Origin of the sequence: Psychromonas sp. SP041, assembly GCF_000470315.2 — a bacterium.
Lineage (GTDB): Bacteria > Pseudomonadota > Gammaproteobacteria > Enterobacterales > Psychromonadaceae > Psychromonas.
In genome coordinates, this window is record NZ_CBRF02000042.1 from 1 (window position 1) to 20041 (window position 20041).

Annotated in this window: 17 protein-coding genes; 13 read left to right on the forward strand and 4 right to left on the reverse strand. The window is 35.8% G+C overall.

What is annotated here, in order from left to right; translation table 11 throughout:
* Positions 1-317: 317 nt before the first annotated feature.
* On the reverse strand, positions 318-929 hold the full coding sequence (locus tag SP041_RS17865) for an outer membrane beta-barrel protein (RefSeq protein WP_025564818.1): 612 nt from the start codon (positions 927-929) through the stop codon (positions 318-320).
* A gap of 168 nt (positions 930-1097) precedes the next feature.
* Positions 1098-1616: a DUF2062 domain-containing protein gene (locus SP041_RS17870; protein ID WP_025564817.1), complete on the reverse strand. Its 519-nt coding sequence runs from the start codon at positions 1614-1616 to the stop codon at positions 1098-1100.
* Positions 1617-1649: 33 nt separating this feature from the next.
* Here SP041_RS17870 and SP041_RS17875 point away from each other — a divergent pair, with 33 nt between their 5' ends.
* The 10 genes from SP041_RS17875 (at position 1650) to SP041_RS17920 (ending at position 15440) form a co-directional block, all read left to right on the forward strand.
* Complete coding sequence (locus tag SP041_RS17875; RefSeq protein ID WP_025564816.1) at positions 1650-4118, forward strand: DNA internalization-related competence protein ComEC/Rec2; 2469 nt, start codon at positions 1650-1652, stop codon at positions 4116-4118.
* Between the two features lie 20 nt (positions 4119-4138).
* Positions 4139-5890 carry a lipid A ABC transporter ATP-binding protein/permease MsbA gene (msbA, locus tag SP041_RS17880; RefSeq protein ID WP_025564815.1) on the forward strand — a complete coding sequence of 584 codons (1752 nt, stop codon included), beginning with the start codon at positions 4139-4141 and terminating at the stop codon, positions 5888-5890.
* Positions 5890-6870 (forward strand): tetraacyldisaccharide 4'-kinase, encoded by a 981-nt coding sequence (lpxK, locus tag SP041_RS17885; RefSeq protein WP_025564814.1) that lies wholly within the window; start codon positions 5890-5892, stop codon positions 6868-6870. The genes msbA and lpxK overlap by 1 nt, the downstream gene beginning before the upstream one ends.
* Positions 6864-7043 carry a Trm112 family protein gene (locus tag SP041_RS17890; protein WP_025564813.1) on the forward strand — a complete coding sequence of 60 codons (180 nt, stop codon included), beginning with the start codon at positions 6864-6866 and terminating at the stop codon, positions 7041-7043. Before lpxK ends, SP041_RS17890 begins: the two co-directional genes overlap by 7 nt.
* Before the next feature lie 2 nt (positions 7044-7045).
* Positions 7046-7837, forward strand: coding sequence for a 3-deoxy-manno-octulosonate cytidylyltransferase (kdsB, locus tag SP041_RS17895; protein ID WP_025564812.1), 792 nt, complete (start codon positions 7046-7048; stop codon positions 7835-7837).
* A 5-nt stretch (positions 7838-7842) separates the two neighbouring features.
* Complete coding sequence (locus SP041_RS17900) at positions 7843-8778, forward strand: hypothetical protein (protein ID WP_025564811.1); 936 nt, start codon at positions 7843-7845, stop codon at positions 8776-8778.
* 9 nt (positions 8779-8787) lie between these two features.
* Entirely contained in the window at positions 8788-9687 is a 900-nt protein-coding gene (locus SP041_RS17905) for a DUF350 domain-containing protein (protein WP_025564809.1), read from the forward strand.
* A gap of 74 nt (positions 9688-9761) precedes the next feature.
* Positions 9762-11471, forward strand: coding sequence for a polyamine aminopropyltransferase (locus tag SP041_RS17910; RefSeq protein WP_037049344.1), 1710 nt, complete (start codon positions 9762-9764; stop codon positions 11469-11471).
* Positions 11472-11994: 523 nt separating this feature from the next.
* Complete coding sequence (locus tag SP041_RS17915; RefSeq protein WP_025564808.1) at positions 11995-13725, forward strand: GNAT family N-acyltransferase; 1731 nt, start codon at positions 11995-11997, stop codon at positions 13723-13725.
* A 152-nt stretch (positions 13726-13877) separates the two neighbouring features.
* On the forward strand, positions 13878-15440 hold the full coding sequence (locus SP041_RS17920) for a SulP family inorganic anion transporter (protein WP_025564807.1): 1563 nt from the start codon (positions 13878-13880) through the stop codon (positions 15438-15440).
* A 185-nt stretch (positions 15441-15625) separates the two neighbouring features.
* Here SP041_RS17920 and SP041_RS21375 read toward each other — a convergent pair whose 3' ends face one another.
* On the reverse strand, positions 15626-15751 hold the full coding sequence (locus SP041_RS21375; protein WP_276607156.1) for a hypothetical protein: 126 nt from the start codon (positions 15749-15751) through the stop codon (positions 15626-15628).
* A gap of 413 nt (positions 15752-16164) precedes the next feature.
* On the opposite strand from SP041_RS21375, the gene pfkA reads away from it, so the two are divergent.
* The 3 genes from pfkA to SP041_RS17935 all read left to right on the forward strand — a co-directional run bounded on the left by pfkA (position 16165) and on the right by SP041_RS17935 (position 18724).
* On the forward strand, positions 16165-17127 hold the full coding sequence (pfkA, locus tag SP041_RS17925) for a 6-phosphofructokinase (protein WP_025564806.1): 963 nt from the start codon (positions 16165-16167) through the stop codon (positions 17125-17127).
* 195 nt (positions 17128-17322) lie between these two features.
* Entirely contained in the window at positions 17323-17934 is a 612-nt protein-coding gene (locus SP041_RS17930) for a UPF0149 family protein (RefSeq protein ID WP_025564805.1), read from the forward strand.
* A gap of 79 nt (positions 17935-18013) precedes the next feature.
* Positions 18014-18724: a TIGR01621 family pseudouridine synthase gene (locus tag SP041_RS17935; protein ID WP_025564804.1), complete on the forward strand. Its 711-nt coding sequence runs from the start codon at positions 18014-18016 to the stop codon at positions 18722-18724.
* Between the two features lie 364 nt (positions 18725-19088).
* Here SP041_RS17935 and xthA read toward each other — a convergent pair whose 3' ends face one another.
* Positions 19089-19895, reverse strand: coding sequence for an exodeoxyribonuclease III (gene xthA, locus SP041_RS17940; RefSeq protein WP_025565603.1), 807 nt, complete (start codon positions 19893-19895; stop codon positions 19089-19091).
* Positions 19896-20041 lie beyond the last annotated feature (146 nt).

Sequence of the window (20041 nt, forward strand, 5' to 3'; positions counted from 1 at the left end):
TTCCATTGGTATTAACGTAATTGGTATTTTTATGAAAGATATCTTTCTTAAAAATAGTTCAAAGTAGAGAGGGATTAAGTCTGACATAATGTAATCTGAATAGATTAAATTAATGAGTGAGTGACACTTGTTGAGCGAAGAAAGGTGATAAAAGGCGTATTAAATAAATTGATTGTAGAAGTTAAATCAGCAGAAGAAGATATGAGTGAGGTATACGGTATGAAACCTTTTACATTTTAAGTCTTAACAAATGACTTATATTTAACAATGCAAAAGGTTTATTTAGCTTTTTAGTGAATTAGGCACTAAGTCTAACTTTAGAATTTATATTCAAGACCTGTTAATAGTTCAGCTTCTATTAAGTAGCCATCAGAACAATCATCACCGCTACAAAAAGATTCACTATGTCCTTCACGTAATAAAGTACCATAAACTCTTAAGTCACTACGAAAAGCGAATTGATCTGTAAATTGATAACGGATACCAGCGGCCATGCTTGCAGAGAAAGCAAAATTTGACTCGTATGTATCACCTTGTGGGTTAATATAAGTACCACCAACACCTAATGCAATACTTGTTGAAAATGGCGTTGTATTAGTGAATAAGATACGCCCACCAACATGCAAGTATTGAACGTATATATTTTGATCACCGTCAGTACGTAAACTATTAGAGAACAGTAATTCACCTTCAGAATTCTCTTTGTAATTCCAGTTCAATGCAATTGCTTGCGAAAAATGAAAGCCATCACCTGGATCATTTTCACCTGTTCCTTGATCTACATCGATGTCTAAGCGTGATCCTAAAAAGCCAGTAACAGTTATATAATCATTTTGGTAAGGTTCTGCACTAATTAATCTTTCGGCTAATACAGGTACTGATAAAGTACTTAATACTAATGCTGATATAAGTTGTTGACGTATTTTCATGAAATATCCATATTATCAAATAATGTTGTTAACAATGAGTGATTTTTCCACCCATTGAATGAAATTGGTATGATTATCAACAGGGTAAATTAATTCTTGTGTAAATTCGAATTATTTATCTATTTTCTATCTATTATTTGTCTATATTTTTATGTTCGACTAATATTATTAACGCTTTTTATAATATTTACGCTTTTTCCATTTTTGAATCGAACTATAGCGCCAAAATAACATCGCACCCCAATAGCCTAAAAATGCGCTAAGACTACCAATAATTAAGCAACCAACAAACAAGGGTGGAGCAATCGTTTCAAATGCATTGACTATCCAATGATATGAAAGCTTAAAATGAAAATCTAATAGTGGTTCCTGTAAAATAAAAGCACCTAAACGATAAGCACCATAGAACAACGGCGGCATAGTGATTGGGTTTGAAACCCATACTAATGCGACTGATATCGGAAGATTAACAGAAAAAAACATGGCTAAGAATGCCGCTAATACCATTTGAAAGGGCATTGGCATCCATGCACAAAATAAACCAACAGCGACTGCACCTGCAGCGCCTCGCCTATTCAAATGCCATAGGTTAGGATTCAGTAATTTAGATCCAAAACGTTTCAAATGCGGGTGAGCTTTTAACTTCTCTGGATTAGGGGTAAAACGTTTAATAAATTTTTTTGGCATATAATTAAACTTTATCTACTCAAACGGGAAAAAATGCATATAACAATATGGCTATCTATTGCTACTTTTGTTACCACACTTTATTGGCCACAGTTATTGAATACTAATGGCATGCTTAGTTGTGCGTTGGTTATCTTTATTTTTTTGTGCTGGCCAAGATGGCGGTATCTAACCGTTATTCCGTTAACTGCACTGTATTTCAGTTCCTTCGTATACATGACTTTCTTAGGTGGGTCTGTAGCACTCGTGAATCCGAATAGTATCGCTCAAAACAAATATTTATTAAATAATAATAATCATAAATCATCTGTTAATTTTATATCTGATGCACTTGATGTCCAAGACAATAACATAACAGTGCATATTAAATCATTAATCAATACAAAAAATAGTGGTTATTTTATTGCTCGTATTACCGCTTTCAATGATCAAGCTTGTCATTATTGTCCATTAATTGAAATGCGTTGGTTTAGACCGAGTTTACAAGTGCAAGCTGGGCAAACCCACCAATTTAAAGTGAAACTAAAAGCTCTGCAGGGAAATGCAAATCCAAGCGGCTTTGATCGCCAAAAATGGCGTTATTCACAGCACATTGCTTATATTGCGAATATTAAGCAACATCTTAACGTCCTAGATTCTCAGATATCATCACGCGCCCAATTATATCAAAAAGTATTACAAGTGACTGATTCTATGTCACAGCAAGGCGCGCTTATTGCACTTATTTTTGCAGATAAAAGCCTAATGAGTGTCACTGATAAAAATACGATTAAAGAACTGGGCATTGCGCATTTATTTGCGATATCTGGATTGCATATCGGTTTATTGTTTATTTTTTCTTTTGTCATTTTTAATAGTTTATTAAAAAGGGTGTTGCCGGGAAGGTTATTAGGTTGGTGTTCTTGGCGTTTAGTGAATGGGTTAGGTTTTTTTGTTTGCGTTGGCTACGGTTATATATCTGGATTTTCATTACCCACTCAGCGTGCATTGTTAATGTTATTTTTGGGTGTATTGATGTTATCTAGTAAACGAAAAGTCAGTTTATTGGATTTATTAGTCTTGTGCTTTTGGTTGATGTTGTTGTTCGACCCTTTAGCTATTTTAAGTAGTAGTCTATGGCTTTCATTTGTTGCCATGAGCAGTATTCTTATTTTTATGTGGATAATGCACCGAACAGATAAAGTAAATACTCAAGAGTTACCTTGGTGGAAAATTTTGCTACAAAATACGACCACATTTGTAAAATCGTTAATTTTGTTACAGCTGGTCTTGACCTTGTTTATGTTACCTATTCAGCTTGTTAATTTTTCAGCCATTAGCTTTTTTTCTTTAGTCATTAATTTAATTGCTATTCCGCTTTTCTCTTGGTTCATTATTCCACTTACTTTATTGGGCAGTTTAATCTTAGTCGTTATTGAACCTGTTGGCGTTTTGTTATTACAGTTTAGTAATTACTTATTAGACACGTTCTTACACTATGCAAGTGGGTTTACGGTAGGTTACGTCTCTCTTTCTGACTTGACTATTTCATTGATATTAAGTACCGCTCTGTTTATTTTATTATTGTTGTTTTTATTTCTATTAACTCGGTTCTTTATTCTTAAAAAAATAGCGTTGAATATTATTGTGGTTACTTTTATAAGCTTTATTATTTTAAGAATGACTGAATTTATATGGGATGAAAATAATACATGGCAGGTTGAAGTGTTTGATGTTGGTCAGGGTTTAGCAGTATTAGTTAAAAGTGAAGGGGAGGTTCTCTTATATGATACAGGCCCAAGTTACTCCTCACATTATGCAGTTGCCGATTCAACTATTTTACCTTATTTGAATGCGCGTGGAATTGCTGAATTAGATTATTTATTTGTTAGCCACAGTGATAATGACCATGCAGGAGGCGTGTTTGCAATACAGGATAAATTAACGATAAAAAATACTTATGTTGGTGAAGCGGCTTTAATGAATAGTGAACAAAGAGAAAATGGAAGTACATCACGCAAATTCAAGCAGTGCTTAGCGGGGCAATCTTTTAACTTAGGAAAGCTAACGTTAAAAGTACTTTCTCCTTCAAAGATAGGTAAAAACAATAATAATAACTCCTGCGTGATAAATATCAGTGATGGATATAACAGCGTTTTACTCACGGGCGATATTAGTAAAGCCGTAGAGCAAAGGTTAGTGAGTAAAAATGAAGCAAGTAAAAAGTCAAATTTAAAAGCTGATATTTTAATCGCTCCTCATCATGGTAGTAAGACGTCTTCTAGCCTCGCTTTTATAAAACAAGTTCAACCAAAATGGGTTGTATTTTCTGCTGGCTATAAAAATCGATGGCATTTTCCTATATTATCTGTGGTTGAGCGTTATCAATTACTCAATGTTGGACAATTAACAACGGCAAACACTGGATTTATTCGCTTTAATGTGGAAAATCAGCATATTGACGTAAAAACTTATAGAGAAGATCTTGCTGCTTATTGGTATCATCGACATCTTGCATTCTAAATCTATTATTTGGTGTATTAATGAAAAACGAAAAAGACAACGGCTGGGCAGTATTAAAGCGTTTAGTTAGTTATGTTAAGGAATTTAAACTTGCCTTATTTGGCGGCATCGTTGGCATGATTGGGTATGCCTTGGTTGATATGACTCTTATTTGGTCATTAAAGCCTTTGATTGACAATGGCTTTACAGGTAAAGATCCTTCAGTACTTGAAATGATGCCGTATTTTGTGGTGATCATTATTGCGCTTCGTGGTGTTTCTGCATTTTTAAGTTCGTACTGTATGGCTTGGGTGGGTACAAACGTTGTCATGAAGTTGCAGCGCCAGTTGTTTGCACAACTAATATTGTTGCCAATTTCATTCTTTGATAAAACTAATACTGGCGATTTGTTATCAAAAATAACCTATGACGCAAGTCAAGTTTCAAATGCGGCGAGTAATGCTTTAGTTAAAATATTTCGTGAAGGTGCAACGGTTATTGGCCTTGTTTCACTGATGTTTTATCAAAGCTGGCAATTATCATTAGTCTTTTTTGTAATTGCTCCCATTGTTGGTGTTGCAATTAGTATTGTGAGTAAACGTTTTAGAAAAATCAGTAAAAATCTGCAAAATGCGATGGGGTTAGTAACAACGTCTTCTGAACAGATGCTGAAAGGGCATAAAGAAGTGTTAATGTTTGGCGGACAAAAGCTTGAAAATGAAAAGTTTGATCGTGTTAGCAATATTGTACGTACACAAAATATGAAAATGGCCAGCGCCAATGCTATTAGTGTGCCTGTTATACAAACTATCGCTTCATTTGCATTAGCTTTTGTCCTTTATTTAGCGACTTATCCGCAAATCATGGATACGTTATCGTCAGGTACTTTTGTGGTTATTATTAGCTCTATGATGGCTTTAATGAAACCGATTAAGAACGTAACGCAAATCAATAACGAAATTCAAAAAGGTATTTCTGCAAGCCATAGCTTATTTGATATGTTAGATATGACAAAAGCGAAAGATGAAGGGAAATATGAAGTTGAGCGCGTGAAAGGCAATATCAGTATTGATAATATTACTTTTACTTACCCAACCGCTGATAAACCTGCATTAAAGAAAGTTAGCTTTGAAGTCAAAGAAGGTCAATCAATTGCTTTAGTAGGGCGTTCTGGCAGTGGTAAATCAACTATCGCTAATTTGCTCACGCGTTTTTACGATATTGACTCAGGTGAAATTAGATTAGATGGCAAAAATATTGAAGATTACCGTTTAAGTTCATTACGTAATCAAGTTGCGATTGTGTCGCAAAATGTACATTTATTTAACGATACGATCGCGAATAATATTGCCTATGCTAGCGAAGGGAAGTTTACGGAACAAGATATTATTGATGCCGCTATAACTGCTCATGCAATGGAGTTTATTGAAGGACTTCCAGAGGGCTTAAATACTATTATTGGTGAAAATGGCGCTATGTTATCGGGTGGGCAACGCCAACGTTTAGCGATTGCGCGTGCTTTATTACGCGATGCACCTATTTTAATTTTAGATGAAGCAACGTCTGCACTGGATACCGAATCTGAACGTCATATCCAAGCTGCATTAGATGAATTGCAAAAAAATAGAACATCGATTGTGATTGCACATCGCCTATCAACGATTGAGCATGCTGATCAAATATTAGTGATTGATCAAGGACAGGTGGTTGAACATGGCACGCATGCCGAATTAATTGCACAAGAAAAAATTTATCATAGCTTAAGTCAAATGCAAGCATCAGGACTGTTGTAATGCCATTTTGGTATCAAGCAACTCGTTGGTGGGCATGGTTTTTATTTCCATTGGCTTTAATCATGCAGTGTATTAGTACTGTACGCTGCTATGCCTATAAAAAAGGGTGGCTCAAAAGTTATCAAAGCCCGTTACCTGTTGTCGTTGTCGGCAACATTTCAGTGGGAGGTAACGGTAAAACACCCTTTGTGATTAGCTTATGTGAGTTACTCATCAAACAAGGTTATAAACCTGGAGTGATTAGCCGTGGTTATGGGGGGAAGTCAGAAACTTACCCATTGTTAGTCAGCCAAGATACTATTGGTAAAGAAGCGGGCGATGAACCTGTTTTAATTCACAAGCGTTTACATATCCCTGTTGTGGTTGATCCAGTTCGCTCTAATGCCGCTGCTTATTTAGCTGAGCATTGTGACGTTGATGTAATTATCACCGATGATGGGCTTCAGCATTATGCTTTGCAACGCGACATTGAAATTGTGGTTGTTGATGGTAAGCGACGTTATGGTAACCAACACATCATGCCAATGGGGCCTCTCAGAGAGCCTGTTAGTCGCTTAAACACTGTCGATTATATTATTAACAATGGTGAATATCATACTGATGAATTTACCATGTTATTACAACCTTCTGAATGTAAAAGAGTTGATGGAGTTGCTGGTACATTAATCCTTGAATCAGACCAATCGGTTAATGCTTGTGCTGCAATAGGTTATCCTCCACGCTTTTTTGATACACTTACAAAACAAGCATTTAGACTACAAAAAAAGGTCGCATTTGCAGATCACCATGCCTATGTAGAAGATGATTTTAAGCAATTTGAATCAACGATACCGTTATTAATGACAGAAAAAGATGCAGTGAAATGTACTTGTTTTGCACAATCGAATTGGTGGTATTTACCGATTGATGGGCAACTCCCGGATACATTTACTCAACCGTTTTTAGAAAAATTAAAACAGATTAAGGAATTAAAATGTTAGATATTAAACTATTGGATATTATTGCCTGCCCAATATGCAAAGGTAAATTAACGTATAACAAAGCTGATAATGAACTGATCTGTAAATTTGACCATTTAGCTTATCCTGTGAGAGATGGCATTCCAGCATTGTTACAAGTTGAAGCACGTAAATTGAGTGCAGACGAGAGATAATTATGTCATTTATTGTAGTTATTCCAGCACGATACCAGTCAACGCGATTACCAGCGAAACCATTGGCTGATATTTTGGGTAAAACCATGATTGAACGTGTCGCAGAACAAGCATTACAAAGTGGTGCTAAACAAGTCATTGTGGCGACGGATGATCAACGCATTGTTGATGTTTTAAAGGGCGTGGATAATATCGATGTTTGTTTAACTTCTAAAAACCATGAGTCAGGCACTGACAGGTTGGCAGAAGTTTGTACTCTCTATCAATTTGCTGACGATGAAATAATCGTTAATGTGCAGGGTGATGAGCCTTTAATTCCACCAAGTGTAATAAAACAAGTTGCCACTAACCTATTTACTAACGAACAAGCGAGTGTTGCTACATTAAGTGCACCTATTACTGACCAAGAAGATGCATTTAATATTAATGCAGTTAAAGTCGTTACAGATAAAAATAAATTAGCTTTATATTTTAGTCGTGCAACGACACCTTGGGATCGTGATAATTTCACTGCAAAAAATCAGCAAGCAAAAAATGTTGATTTGCAACATTTACAACGACATATTGGCATTTATGCTTACCGTGTTAGCTTTTTAAAACAATACGCACAATTATCTGTATCACCTTTAGAATTGATAGAAAAATTAGAGCAATTACGTGTATTGTGGCATGGTTATAAAATACATGTCGATATTGCCTGTGAACTACCACCGGCAGGTGTAGATACTGCTGATGACCTACAACGCGTCATTAATGTATTGTCTGATAGAGCTCTTAACAGAAAGGATTCATAAAGCGTATGCGAATTTTTCTTATCTGCTGTTTTAGTTTGCTGCTTGTTGCCTGTGGTGATGACCGTGCAGATAGACTGCAAGCAAATATTAAAACAGCTGATTATTTAATTGAGAACTTAGGTAGTAACCTAGATACAGATCGTATTCGTAATGCGATTATCTTGCAGCAATATGCTGCGTTATTAACTAAAGAAAAGCCTGACCTTAGTCCTCTCTTAACGGCGTTGTCTAAAGATGCGACACGTAATGGAGCTATGTATCGTTCATTAACGGATCGCTTATCGACTTTAAAATCGAGACCTGATGTATTAGGTGATATCGAAGCACAACTTTATGAAAGTAAAACCTTAGTTGAAGCGTCGGATCCAAACCTATATAGCGATGCATTGTCGGATCCTATCAATGTTATTGCTGATATGTCCGATGGTAAATTGGCTCGCGTTAATGCGATTAGCCAAGCTCAAAGCCTACAAGCAAATGGTGCTGAAAGTAATGGCGTTGGTAGTCAGTTAGTAGGTAACCCAGCTTACGGCCAATGGCAATCAAACAGTAGTGGCGGATCATTCTGGCAATGGTATGCCGCTTATACGTTGTTCTCTGCGATTTCACCTCGTCAAATCGGTTATGATCGTTGGTCTTCTCGTCGTGACTATAGTTACTATAATGATGTGGGTCGTAATCGTTATACCTCACCGCAACAAAAAAAATCACAAGATGATTTAGCGCAGCGCACTAAGAAAAAATTTGGTAATAAAGGCGGTTTTAAGAGTCCTTATGCTAAATCTAAAACTGGCGCGAGCAGTATGTCTACTGCGAGTAAGCAGGCACAACGTGCACCAAGTTTCTCAGGTAAATCGAGTTACTCTAAGCAAAAATCATCATCGAGCAGTTTCAGAAATAGCACATCGACCACTTCACGTGGCGTTAGACGCGGTAAATAGGATAGTAATATGAATGAATTAATTACAACGTTAGACCTCAGTGGAACGCTGATAGGTTATTTAGCAATTGATATGGCCGTGGCTATTTTATTATTAGGTTGTATTCGTTATGCGATGGGTATGCTCGGCAAAGTTGATACGGCAGATGAACTCGCAAAAAAAGATAACTTTGCTTACGGTATCAGTATGGCTGGTGGTGTTGCTGCAATGGGGATCGCGTTAAGTGGTGCGATTACCGGAGAATTAGCTGGCTCATACCAAATAGAATTTGTTGGTATGCTTAGCTATGGTCTAGCGGGTTTGATTTTGATTAAAGCAGGGCGTTATATTCATGATAAATTTGCGTTACCTGATTTTAATAAACAAGAATTAATTTTAAACCGTAACATTCCTGTTGCATTAGTTGATGCGGCTTCTGTTATTGCAACAGCGATTGTTGTACGTGCGGCCATTATGTGGGTTGATGGATTAACCGTAGATACTTTCATTGCTTTGATTGCTGCATGGATTGTTTCACAGGTTATGTTAGTCATCATTACGCGTCTTTTTGAATGGAAATATGCAAAAAATAATGGCATTTCTTTCCAAACTGCATTGGTTAATGAACACATTGCATTATCGTTACGTTACAGTGGCTACTTAATTTCTACTGCAATGTCAGTAACAGCAGCAAGCTATTTTATTATTTTTGATGCCAATGCATTATGGTTTGGTATTGCTCAATGGGTTGTTATTAGCATTATCTTAATGGTGTTATTAACGGTACTCACTGCGATGGCTAAATTCCTTGTTTTATGGGGTATTAATCGTCGTGAAGAAGTTGAAGAACAACAAAATGTAGGTGTCGCAACTATTGAATTAGCAACATCATTTTCAATTGCATTGTTATTGATGGGCTTAATGTCTTAATTCAAAAACATCATTTAATCCAAACCTATTAAGCCATCTATTAGATGGCTTTTTTTATAAGCGAATAACAAGTAATGCAATCAAACTCACTTAATAGTAAAAAAATCAAACTAGTGATCGATGACGCTTTATTAATTTTAATCATGGCAACATTAGCTTGTTGTGGTTTAATTTATGAGTATCTTCTCTCTCATTATTCAGCACGTATTTTAGGCAGTGTCGAAACCGTTATCTATGCGATTATTGGTATTATGATTGTCTCTATGGGGTTAGGGGCCTTTGCTGCTAAAAAGATTAAAGATGCCTTTCAAGGCTTTGTCATTTTAGAGTTAACGGTGGCACTAATTGGTTGTAGTGCGACTTTATTTATTGCTTCCGTGATTGGGTTTAGTCAAACCTTACCGCAAATCATTGCTGATACTTACCAAATACCCAATGATGTTTTACTGAAAGGGGATTTTTTAGCCAGTATCACCTGGTTTAGTATTAACTTACCTTATGTGTTTGCTTTTATTTTAGGTTTTTTAATTGGTATGGAAATCCCGCTGATTGCGCGTATCCGTGAAACCATATATGGCCATCATTTAGCACATAATGCTGGGACAATTTATGGTGCCGATTATATCGGCGCTGGTGTAGGTGCCGCTATATGGGTGCTGTTTATGCTAAACATTGAAATTAGCCAAGCAGCTGCGTTAACTGCTTCACTTAACTTGATTGCAGGTTTTATCTTTCTGGTTCGTTTTAAGCACTATTTACGTCATAAAGTTAAGTTGATTATCGGTCACTTAATACTCGCCGTTTTTATTGTTCTCATTTTTGTATCGGGTGGGCATTGGCAAAAACAGATGCAGAACATGCTGTATCTAGATAAAGTGGTTTATCAAACCCAAACACCTTATCAAAACCTGGTGTTTACAGAGCGTTTGTTAGGTGGTGGTTATGAGCCTATTTATAACTTCTATATTAATGGGCGTCTGCAATTTTCGAGCTTAGACGAACATATTTACCATGAATTTTTAGTTCATCCTGCCATGCAAGCTTCAGCTCGCCACGATAATATTTTAATTATCGGTGGAGGTGATGGTTTGGCATTAAGAGAAGTGCAAAAATGGAACCCTTCTCATGTCACTTTAATTGATTTAGACCCTAACTTGATTGCATTATTTAAAACACCAGAGGCATTTTTACCACCTCATCTTAGTGATAAAATTGAACGTTTAACACAAGATAGCTTCAATCAACCAGGTGTGAAGGTTATCAATGATGATGCTTTTATTGCGATAGATCGTTTGTTAGCTAATAAACAAAGCTTTGATACTATTATTGTTGATTTACCTGACCCTAGTCACCCGGATTTGAACAAAGTGTACAGTGTGAATTTTTATTATCGTTTGAAGCATTTATTAAGTGGAGACGGTGTCATTGTTGTACAGTCTACCTCACCATTTCATGCGCAATCTGCTTTTATTTCGATAGGTAAAACACTGCAAGAAGCTGGGTTTATTACTGAGCAGTATCACCAAAATGTGCCTTCTTTTGGTGAATGGGGCTGGACTATCGCGAGTAAAAGTGGTCAAAAACCATCACAACGTTTAATTCAATTTAATCAAGTTGAAGTGCCGACTAAATGGCTAACATTACCTTTATTAAAGGGGGCTTTTGTATTTAATAAAGACTTTTATGCCGATAAAGATAAAATTAACGTTAACTTCCTTGGTACTAATGCTTTATACCAATACCATCAAAAAGCATGGGAAGTAGAAACTGAATTTTCTAATTAGCTTAATAAAAAAAATTATAAATAGTTAATAAATTTAAAACCCTTATAAATAATCAATGTAAGGGTTTTAAAATAAATGCCACAAACCTTTTCTACAAACCTTTTCTATAAATATTTAATGCCCAGTTTATCTTTCTCTTCATTTCAATTGTTGTACTTCAAAGCAAGTTTTATCACCTCATCATTACCTATTTAACCTTAATTCTGGTTAATGAAAGCAGCATTATATTATGAAATCATAAGGTTCTATTTTTTACTAGTCAGTGCCGTTAGTGTTGCGTAGTTCAAAGCGAATTATAGAGGCAATAACGGGTTATTGAGAGATAATTTAACGTTGAAATCCGCGGAAATAGCGGTGCTGTATCGCTTTAATTATCCAGAACTGAGGTTATTTGATATTAAAGTATAATCGAGTCATATGCGGTGTGATTTTTACAGCGTCATCAATAAGTCTTATTCTTGTAACCTGGCTGTCATCGATTGTTCTTATTCTATTTTAAACAGGATAAAAGGATGGTAATAAAATGATTTCAAGCCAGCAGATATTTAAAAAGTATTTTCCACAGCTAGTCGAGAACTCATTACAACATAAGTTATTAAGCTCATTATGTAAAAACCTATTACATGAAACAGAGTTTGTGCAATTTGCCGATCGCTACCCTAACTTGAAAGGGTTTGATTTAATCGAGAAGACCCTCGATTACTTTAATTTTAGTTTTGCTACCATAGACAAGCAAATTGAACGTATTCCTGTCACAGGACGTGTTGTGATTGTATCAAACCATCCTATTGGCACATTAGACGGTTTAGCCTTATTACATTTAGTTAAAAAGCTAAGAAGTGACGTAAAAGTGGTGGCTAATGAGTTATTGATGGAAATAAAGCCGCTACATAATGTGTTATTACCCGTGAATAACATGTCTGGCAATACGGCTAGGCAGGACTTACTTAATATACACGAATTTTTATCAGCAGACGGTGCCGTTATCATTTTCCCTGCTGGTGAAGTATCGCGCTTTACTGCAAAAGGCATTAAGGACTGTGCATGGCAAAAAGGCTTTTTAAAAATAGCTTCTCGAGCAAAAGCACCGATATTGCCTATCCATATTAAAGCGAAAAATTCTTGGACCTTTTATGCCTCTTCATTGTTTTATAAACCATTAGCTGGTTTGTTATTAGTGAAAGAGATGTTCAAACATAATGAGCAAAGTATCCAAGTCAGCATTGGTAAGTTAATTCCTTTTAGTAGTTACGACCAACATAAACTTTCAACTAAAGCCAAAGTTAACCTATTACAAAAAGAAGTGTATCGCGTTGCCAAAGGGCAGCGGAGTTACTTTAAAACTGAAACCGTGATTGCTCATCCGGTTACCAGAGTTGAATTAAAACATGCTATCGAGCAGTGCCAGTTATTAGGTAATACTTGCGATGGTAAAAGTATTTATCTATTAGAAAAACCTGAACATGGTGTAATTTTAAAAGAATTAGGTCGATGTAGAGAAGTGACCTTTAGAGCGGTAGGGGAAGGCACAGGTGAAAAACGTGATGTAGATAGATTCGATTTTGATTACATGCACATTATTTTATGGGACAAGGCGCAATTAGAGTTAGTCGGTGCATATCGGTTTACTACCACTTCTCGCTTAATATCTGAACAAGGTGTCAATACCTTATATAGCGCTCAACTATTTAATTACCAAGCGGACATGCAACCTTATTTTGAACGAGGTATTGAACTTGGGCGAAGTTTTGTGCAGCCTCGTTATTGGGGAAAACGTAGTTTAGATTATTTATGGCAAGGTATTGGTGCTTATTTAGCGATGAACCAAGATATTCGTTATTTATTTGGCCCAGTTTCGTTAAGTGCTTCTTTACCGAAAAAAGCCCATGCGTTTTTAGTCTACTTTTATCAATTGTATTTTCCTGCCCAGGGGCATTTAGCCATTGCAAAAAACGCTTATTCATTATCAGAAGCGTTAGACAGTGAATTGTTTACTTATTTTAGTGGTGACAGTTATGCAAAAGACTTTATGAAACTGAAAGCAATGATGAATAATATGGGGGTAAGTGTCCCCACGTTATATAAGCAATATACAGAACTCTGTTATGAAGGTGGTGTACAGTTTATTGACTTTAATATTGACCCTGACTTTAATCATTGTATCGATGGTTTAGTCATTGTTGATTTACATTATTTAAAAGAAAAGAAACAAAGCCGTTATATTGATATTCACCATGAAAACAAAGGGCTATAAAGGTTGTTGCATTGATTGAGGTTTAAACTTATCTTTAACCTTACAAACTGATATTCCTCATTTGATTTAAAAACGTGTTTTTTTTGCTGTTAGCCTTAATGGGCGATATAATGCGCGCCCTATATTTTACGTCTTAAAAAGGAACTACAGTAGTGTTCGAATTCCCCCAAATTAATAAAAGCAGTGTTAAAAATGATGTGCTTTCAGGTTTAACTGTTGCACTTGCACTGGTTCCTGAAGCGGTGGCTTTTGCCTTCGTTGCAGGTGTAGAACCAATGATTGGTTTATACGCTGCATTTATGGTGGGTTTAGTTACTGCTATATTCGGTGGTCGTCCAGGTATGATCTCTGGCGCAACGGGTGCGATGGCTGTGGTAATGGTTGCATTAGTGAGTGAGCATGGTGTTCAATACCTTTTTGCAGCTGTGTTATTAGCTGGCTTATTGCAGGTTCTATTCGGTACATTTCATCTCGGAAAATTCATCCGTATGGTTCCGCACTCTGTAATGATAGGTTTTGTGAACGGTTTAGCCATCATTATCTTCTTAGCGCAGTTGGGCCAGTTTAAAGTTAAAGATGCGGCGGGCAACTTAACTTGGCTTCAAGGCGAAGCGATGTACATTATGCTAGGGCTCATTGCATTAACCATGGCAATTATTCATTTTCTTCCAAAATTAACTAATGCAGTACCGTCTACTTTAGTGGCTATTTTAGTGGTTACTTTATTAGTTTATTTTGTACCTGCATTAGATACACGCACTGTCTTAGATTTTCTACAAAGTATGAGCGGTGATGAAAATGCAACAATAGCGGGTACTTTACCTACTTTTGCTTTACCTGCTGTTCCGTTTACATTAGAAACATTGCAGATAATTCTACCTTATTCACTCATTTTAGCCGCCGTCGGTTTAATCGAATCGCTACTTACATTGACCGTTGTGGATGAAATGACTGGTACACGTGGTCGTCCCAATAAAGAGTGTGTTGCTCAAGGTGCATCAAATATGATCAATGGTGTATTTGGCGGTATGGGGGGGTGTGCGATGATTGGCCAATCAATGATCAACATTAATTCAGGTGGTCGTGGTCGTCTATCGGGTATTACAGCTGCTTTAGCATTACTTGCCTTTATTTTATTTGCTTCTGGTTTAATTGAGATAGTTCCGCTAGCAGCTTTAGTAGGCGTTATGTTTATCGTTGTATTAGGCACATTTGAATGGGCTTCATTCAAGATGATGCGTAATGTTCCTGTTAAAGATGCATTTGTTATCGTATTGGTTAGTGCGGTGACTGTGGTGACCGACCTTGCGATTGCGGTATTTGTCGGTGTGATTGTTTCTGCATTAGTATTTGCATGGGAACATGCTCGACACATTCACGCAAAAGTAGATCAAAATAAAGAAAAGACTGAAAAATCTTATAGTATCAATGGTCCATTATTCTTCGGTTCAGTAAGTAACTTTTTAGAGCTATTCGATGTTCAGAATGATCCTCGACATGTTGTTGTTGATTTTGCTGAGTCACGTGTTGCTGATCATTCAGCCATTGAAGCAATTAGCGTATTGAATGAACGTTATGTAAAAGAAGGTAAAAAATTACATATTCGCCATTTAAGCAAAGACTGCCGTAAGTTATTGCACAAGGCTGGTGTACTGGTTGAAATGAATGTGATTGAAGACCCATCATATGCAGTCGCGTCAGACAAATTAGGTTAATGTCATTTATTAAACTTATTGGTCGGGGGTGACTGTTGCTCAAAAAGATAAGTTAATTAGTGTGATTGGTATAACCATAGATTTTGACAGTATTTTAAGCAGGTTAATTACCTGCTTTTTTTATTTTTTGAATTTGATGAGAGTCTATGAAAATACGGTTTTAATAAACCGTTAGAGGGTGATTATTAACGAGTTGATTGGCGAATAGGGCGGTATTCCGCGTCACATTTTGGACTAAGTTGGCTCGATTTTGGGTTCCATACTGAAAACCAAACATGCTTATTTCTTAATGTTTTCTTTTTACTTTTCATTTTATTCTCCTTTTTAATTTTCAGTTACCTTAAAGCTTATTTATTGCAAATTTGTGACAATATAAAAAAAGATAACTGATCCAAATTAATAAAACAGCAAAGAAATAGCTTTTTAACCATAATATGAATATTATTGTTATTCTACAGCGGGCTCTTATTGTATGCTTGTTAAACGAGGCGTCATAGGTTGTTTACATGAAAAACCAGTGATTAAATAATAGCTATTTTAATGAAGTGGATATGCAGTCTAGTCATTTACTTTCTATATTTCTTATAGAAAGCTGCATTTAACTTGAGTTAAAATAATAAAGTTTTAATTTTATAGACGATAATTGTAATCTGAAATTATGCATAAACTGTCATAATTTAATTTTATAATATTTGTCAATTAGTGTAATTGGTTGAGGTAAATTGTGATTAAAAAAATTGGTGTTCTAACAAGTGGTGGCGATGCGCCAGGTATGAATTGTGCAGTACGAGCAGTAGTTCGAACTTGTCTATCACACGATATCGAAGTGTTTGGTATTTACGATGGTTTTGCAGGATTACATGCAGGTAAAATTGAACAATTAGATCGTCACTCAGTATCTGATGTTATTAATCGTGGCGGTACATTTCTAGGGTCTGCTCGTTTCCCTGAGTTTAAAGAAGAAAGCGTTCGTAAAGAAGCCATTAAACAATTAGAAAAAGTCGGTATTGAAGCATTAATCGTTATCGGTGGTGATGGTTCATATATGGGTGCTTTGAAATTAAGTGAAATGGGATACCCATGTATTGGTCTTCCTGGCACAATTGATAACGATATTGCAGGCACTGATTTTACAATTGGTTTTATGACTTGTTTAAACACAATCGTAGATGCAGTTGACCGTTTGCGTGATACATCTTCTTCACATAACCGTATTTCAATTGTTGAAATGATGGGACGTTACTGTGGTGATTTAACACTATGGGCGGCGATTGCTGGTGGTAGTGAATATGTTATCGTCCCTGAAAAAGAATTTGATGAAGAAAAGCTAATTAAACAAATTCAATTAGGTGAAGAGAAAGGTAAAAAGCATGCGATTGTTGCAATCACAGAGCATATTACTGACGTTAATGCTTTAGCTAAACGTATTCAAGAAAGAACTAAACGTGAAACACGTGCAACTATCTTGGGGCATATCCAACGTGGTGGTTCACCAATGGCATTTGACCGTATTTTAGCAAGCCGTATGGGTTCTTATGCTGTTGATATTTTAATGGCAGGAAAAAGTGCACGTTGTGTTGGTATTAAAAGCGGTGAAATGGTCGACCATGATATCGTTGAATGCTTAACAAAAATGAAGCGTCCATTCCGTCAAGATTTATACAATTTATCTGACGTTTTATACTAGAGCATGACTAGATAGTTAGATTTAGCCTACCTTCGGGTAGGCTTTTTTGTATGTGATGTTCTAGTTTCAGTCATGTAAATCGTATTGAGTTACAGATTTTTGATCGTTAAAAACCATGACTGATCACAGCTAACGCATTACGATTAACATATAGCATTCAAAGTTCACCTATCAATAGATAATAATGAGATTACAATGCCCGATCATCTAAATAATGTTTTTATGGATTTTATTACTTTTAATGAAAATCATAAGCAATCAGTTAATTTACACACTCCTTATTATCAACTTGGTTTTATTTGTAGTGTTCAAGCACTACCAGAATTAGTTGACCTTGAGCAGTGGTTGTCTTATTTATGGTTAGACGGAGTGGATATTAGCTTCGATAACGAACTGCAAGCTGCTGAATATGCTAAAAAAGTGTTAACGTTAGTCTCTGAGATTCAAAACCTGTATCAACAAGCTATTCCATTAGATAATTTAAATAGTGGCCAATGGTTAACTGAACAAGAAACAGTAACCGAACATGCGATTCAGTTTGCCACTGGTTTTTTAGTTGCCATTGAGCTTTTTAATGATCAATGGGTATTGGTTGAACAAGATTTTAATACTCAGAACATCTTACAGACGACTATTTTATTATTAAGTAAATTAGCACCTGCTGATAATATTGATCAACAACATATCGAACTGTTAGCTCAATTACCTGAGCCAGTTGAAATATTAAGAATACTACCGCAATTACTAAGTAATTTAGCTTATAATGCAGGCCATAGTGCCGCGCAAAATGCGCCAGCTGATTTGTAGCACTCATTATTTAATACTGTCGCATTATTGAATTCAGTATTGCTAGAATTAGTCTTTTATCGCCATAATTGGAATAACCATGCTTGAAAAAATTGAAGCAAAAAACGCATACTTTTCATTAGTTGCAGAGAATGATGACTTTGTTGTTATTAATAAACACGCTGGAATTAACTTCCATAGTGAAGATGGAGAGTTTGGTGTTGTTGTTGCCGCTGAAAAGTTTTTAAAACAAAAATTATTCAGCGTGCATCGTTTAGATAAAATGACATCAGGCCTTTTATTACTGGCTAAGTCATCACACGTAGCAAGTGGTTTATCGGAATTATTTAAAACCCAACAAATTAAAAAATATTATTTAGCCATTGCAGATAAGAAACCTAAAAAAAGCCAAGGCTTAATTAAAGGTGGAATGGAAAAATCGCGTCGTTCTATGTGGAAATTAACGCGTGGCCAAGATAATTTAGCCATTACTCAATTTTTTAGCTACTCATTAGGTGAGGGTAAACGACTGTTTGTTGTTAAACCTAAAACAGGAAAAACACATCAAATTCGTGTTGCGCTTAAAAGTGTAGGAAGTGCCATTATTGGTGACCCTATTTATGCTGCGGAAGAATCTTATCGTTATGATCGTGGTTATTTACATGCGTATCAAATTCAATTTACGTATGCTGATCAAACCTTTAATTTTATGGCATTACCGGATAACGGTGTTGAGTTTTTAACTGAAGCTTGCCAAGCTAAATTATTAACATTAACTGATTGTAGTTTATTGAGCTGGCCGAAAATTTAAACCGAAATATTCACATTTAAAATAGAGCGTTAGCGTCAGTATTTAAAATGGCTGTCTGATTTATCTTATACTGGCTGCTAAAACTTTAATTTACAGAATATCAATCACACTAATTAACCTCTTTTGGTTAATTCTTCGATAGACGATTAACGAAGTTAACCTTCGAGATGCCTCAATTTACGCCTTAAACTAAGTCATTTTTCCTGCGTAAAATAGAGAACTCTTATTTAATGTAATGGGTATAAGTGTATTGATAAGAAAATATGAATATAAAAAAGGCTTGTTTACCATTGTAAACAAGCGTTTTAGTTTGTGATAACAATACAATAATGTCATTGTTTATTGTGTAAGCTTTAAAAGTTGATTAAGCGAATTCAGTCCAAATTGGCGCGTGATCTGAAGGTTTTTCAATGCCTCTTAATTCGTAATCAATGTCTGCTTCTACTGTTTTCTCTGCTAATGATGCTGTTGCTAAGACGACATCAATACGTAATCCTCGATTATCATCAAAACCGCGAGAACGGTAATCAAACCAACTGAATTTTTCATTTTCTTCTGGATGTAATAAGCGGAATGTATCGGTGAAACCGAAATTCATTAACGTTGCTAACCATTCACGCTCTTCTGGTAAAAAACTACATTTTTTAGTTTGTAACCAACGTTTCGCGTTAACTTCACCAATGCCAATATCTAAATCCTGAGGAGAAATATTAATATCACCCATCACAATGACTTGTTCTTCAGCAGTGTGGTTTTCGTTAAGATACGTATTCAGATCTTTATAAAATTGACGTTTGTAAGGGTATTTTATTTCATGAGTTTGGCTTTCTCCCTGAGGGAAGTATCCATTTAAAATACGTACTGGTTGCCCATCTTCATCAGGTACAGTGACCATGATCATACGTTTCTGATGTTCTTCGTTATCAGTAGGAAAGCCATATTGAACATCTGTTGGCTTCTGTTTACATAACATAGCAACACCGTAATGTGCTTTTTGACCGTGATAATAAACGTGATAGCCCATTGCCTCTACAGCTTCAATTGGGAAAGCATCATTATGAACTTTAATTTCTTGCAGACCGATCACATCCGGTTGGTGCTTATCGATAATTGCTTGTAATTGATGAAGACGTGCACGAAGCCCGTTAATGTTGAATGAAATAACTTTCATAGAAAATAGCCTTTACAGAATCGAAACGATGAATGTACCTTGTTGCACTTGTTTACTCAACTGGGTAATAGAAATATTGAGGTAATTCGATGTAGAAATTGAAATACCTTGTTGTAAATTAGTTTGTATGGATTGCTGGGTATTGT